Annotated in this window: 4 protein-coding genes; 3 read left to right on the top strand and 1 reads right to left on the bottom strand. The window is 41.3% G+C overall.

Annotated features, from left to right (window positions below; all coding sequences use genetic code 11):
- Positions 1–222 precede the first annotated feature (222 nt).
- Both EV294_RS30115 and EV294_RS30110 read left to right on the top strand, forming a co-directional pair.
- Positions 223–630, top strand: coding sequence for a DUF4362 domain-containing protein (locus EV294_RS30115; protein WP_132313684.1), 408 nt, complete (start codon positions 223–225; stop codon positions 628–630).
- 91 nt (positions 631–721) lie between these two features.
- Positions 722–925: a hypothetical protein gene (locus EV294_RS30110; RefSeq protein ID WP_132313682.1), complete on the top strand. Its 204-nt coding sequence runs from the start codon at positions 722–724 to the stop codon at positions 923–925.
- Positions 926–1,179: 254 nt separating this feature from the next.
- Here EV294_RS30110 and EV294_RS30105 read toward each other — a convergent pair whose 3' ends face one another.
- A complete protein-coding gene (locus EV294_RS30105) occupies positions 1,180–1,566 on the bottom strand; it encodes a winged helix-turn-helix transcriptional regulator (protein WP_132313680.1) in 387 nt (128 codons plus the stop codon).
- Positions 1,567–1,767: 201 nt separating this feature from the next.
- On the opposite strand from EV294_RS30105, the gene ahlS reads away from it, so the two are divergent.
- Positions 1,768–2,616 (top strand): AhlS family quorum-quenching N-acyl homoserine lactonase, encoded by an 849-nt coding sequence (gene ahlS / locus EV294_RS30100; RefSeq protein WP_132313678.1) that lies wholly within the window; start codon positions 1,768–1,770, stop codon positions 2,614–2,616.
- The last annotated feature ends 195 nt before the right edge of the window (positions 2,617–2,811 follow it).

Below are 2,811 nucleotides of genomic sequence, written 5' to 3'. Positions count from 1 at the left end.
TGAAATTATTGAGAAGCATGCGTATCCAGATGAGACAGATTATTGGTACGTAATGAAAAACTCATTTGTATGTTAGTTCATTAGTTAAGCTATCGGAGAACGTTAGTTCAGTCAGTAAATCTGCAGCAGATCGGAAGATCAGCTGCAGATTTTGTTGAAATAAAGGGCAGGTTAATTGAGCATTCGAACCGAATTTGTTTTTGAGATGCGGAGGAGGCAATTATGAAATATCAAAAAATCTTTATTCTTGCCACACTTCTTTTGTTAATAGGTTGCTCAGCGACACCTAAAAAAGCTGTGAAAAATGGTGATGTAGTATCCGACTTAGGTGTTATAGGGAATATAGATAAACTAGACCATTTTATTTCAGAAGTATCAAACAAAAGAGACTCCAGTGTAAAGATTACACGTTTCACTAAAGAGGGAGACCCAGTATTTATTCGATTGAATTATACTCAGAATAAAATAGAAGTAGAAGAAGATCCCTCAAAAGATAAGAATGGTAATAAAGAGAAAAGGAACTATTTTTGTACGAGTATAACTAATAAAGAGCAAGCAAATGAAGTTCATTATCTCATTATGGGTTGTAGCCCTTCGAGATCGACTGAACTACTTGTTGTCCCGAAATAAAATAACCGTTTATTTACGGCTTTTTTTATTGACGGTGAGCTATAGCTCTGAATTAAATAAACGAAATGGAAGGACAAGAGAGGTGATTGTTATGGGTCGCATTTCAATTTTAACGACATTAATTGCTTGTTGGATTATTGTGTTGCTTATTGAAATATTTAAATTTAATAATACAATTCATGAGGTACATACACCTGACGACACTTTATTTGCTATCACACTAATTGCAATCACATTAATAGTAGGTGTTGTGAGTATTATTGTTGCTGCATTTGTATCACCGAAAAATCATTAAGCTAAAGAGGAACGATAGCTCAAGACAACACGACGGCAGCTGGACATAATGGTCAGCTGCCGTTTTCATTAAAGTAACGGGCAGATTAGTTGAATAAAGTTAGATCAAAGAAAAGGCCATCCCGCAAAGGATGGCCTAAGATCGTTGTCGGAGCCGATGCGAAATCGTTGGCTGTGGACGACATCATAACTATATTCATTAGGATCGTTTAAGTAAAAGCCCCGGCTTATATGGACCTTAACTTATTGAGATAGTTAATCATCACTGTAAGTTAGATCGAAGTTGAGTCTTGCTGCTTCGACACGTACATAATTTTCTCTTCCCCATTGCCGTAGCTCTCTCATCGGCTGGAGTAAAGATTCCCCTAGAGGAGTGAGTGAATATTCAACCATTGGAGGAACCGATGGTGTGATATGACGTTGGACCAGTCCATCGCGTTCAAGCTTACGTAGGGTTTGAGTCAGCATTTTTTTGGAAATACCCTCGATTCTTCTCGTCATTTCCCCGTAACGGATGCTTCCGTCTTCCATTGCGTAAATGATGAGCGCGGTCCATTTATTAGAGATAATATCAAGCACTTTACTGTAGCCACACACCGCAAGCGCGATGTTGGGGTGTTTTGGTTTGACCAAAGATGTCAAATGATTTCCCTCCTCTGCACCTTGAAGTTCCCAGGACACTTTAAAGTGCCTACTTACGTAGGTTTAGTTTATGCATTATTGTATGACTATATCAAGGGCAAAGCAAGCATTGAGCTTTACGGCAAAAGCGCCTGATTCATTACGAAGGCTGACATTTTGAACAGGATGATAACTAAATTAATCTAGTGGGAGGAAATGAACTTGTCGAATATTATAAAGCCCCGCCCTAAACTGTATGTGATGGATAACGGCCGTATGAGCATGGATAAAAACTGGTTGATTAACATGCATAACCCAGCCACGGTTAGCAATCCTAACGCGACGACGCAGTTTGTGGAATTTCCGATTTATACGGTGTTGATTGACCATCCGGAGGGGAAGATTTTATTTGATACGGCTTGCAATCCGAATTCCATGGGCGTTGAAGGACGCTGGGCGGAATCCACCCAACAAGCGTCCCCTTGGGTGGCGTGTGAGGAATGTTATCTGCATAACAGACTAGAGCAGCTCCGCGTAAGACCTGAGGACATCCGATACGTCATTGCCTCTCATTTGCATCTGGATCATGCGGGTTGCCTAGAGATGTTCACGAATGCTACGATAATCGTCCACGAAGATGAATTGAATGGCACACTGCAGAGCTACGCCCGTAATGAAAAAGAAGGGGCCTATGTTTGGGAAGACATCGATGCTTGGATCACAAACCATTTACAATGGAAAACGGTCAAACGCAATGAAGATTATCTCGATCTGGCTGAAGGAATCCAAATTTTGAATTTTGGAAGCGGACATGCTTGGGGTATGTTAGGCTTGCACATTGAAATGCCCGAAACAGGCGGGATCATCCTCGCTTCGGATACCATTTATACGGCTGAGAGTTACGGTCCTCCAGTTAAGCCACCGGGCATTATCTATGATTCAATCGGTTACCGGAACACAGTTGAAAGAATCCGTACGCTGGCTACCCGAACAAACTCCCAAGTGTGGTTCGGACATGATGACAATCAATTCAAACAATTTCGCAAATCAACCGAAGGATACTACGAATAATTATCAATAAGTAGATCATCCCAAGGTTAAGCTCTAACGGGACACGATAGCTCAATCATGTCACAGCAGCGGCCGGCCATTCGTTCGGTCGCCGCTCGTCGTTGAACTAAAGGGCAGCATTCCTATAATGAAGAAATACGAGGTTTGAGAAACAAAAAGACTCCTTGGTATGATGTTAATGGGTCCACGACGCTG

This window comes from Paenibacillus sp. BK033, assembly GCF_004345425.1.
Lineage (GTDB): Bacteria > Bacillota > Bacilli > Paenibacillales > Paenibacillaceae > Pristimantibacillus.
The sequence above is the reverse complement of the archived record's forward strand: the minus strand, read 5'-3'. Positions and strand labels throughout refer to the sequence as shown.

Excerpts from the sequence above, each read along its gene's own strand:
- EV294_RS30115 (WP_132313684.1), top strand. The coding sequence starts at position 223 with ATGAAATATCAAAAAATCTTTATTCTTGCCACACTTCTTTTGTTAATA.
- EV294_RS30110 (WP_132313682.1), top strand. The coding sequence starts at position 722 with ATGGGTCGCATTTCAATTTTAACGACATTAATTGCTTGTTGGATTATT.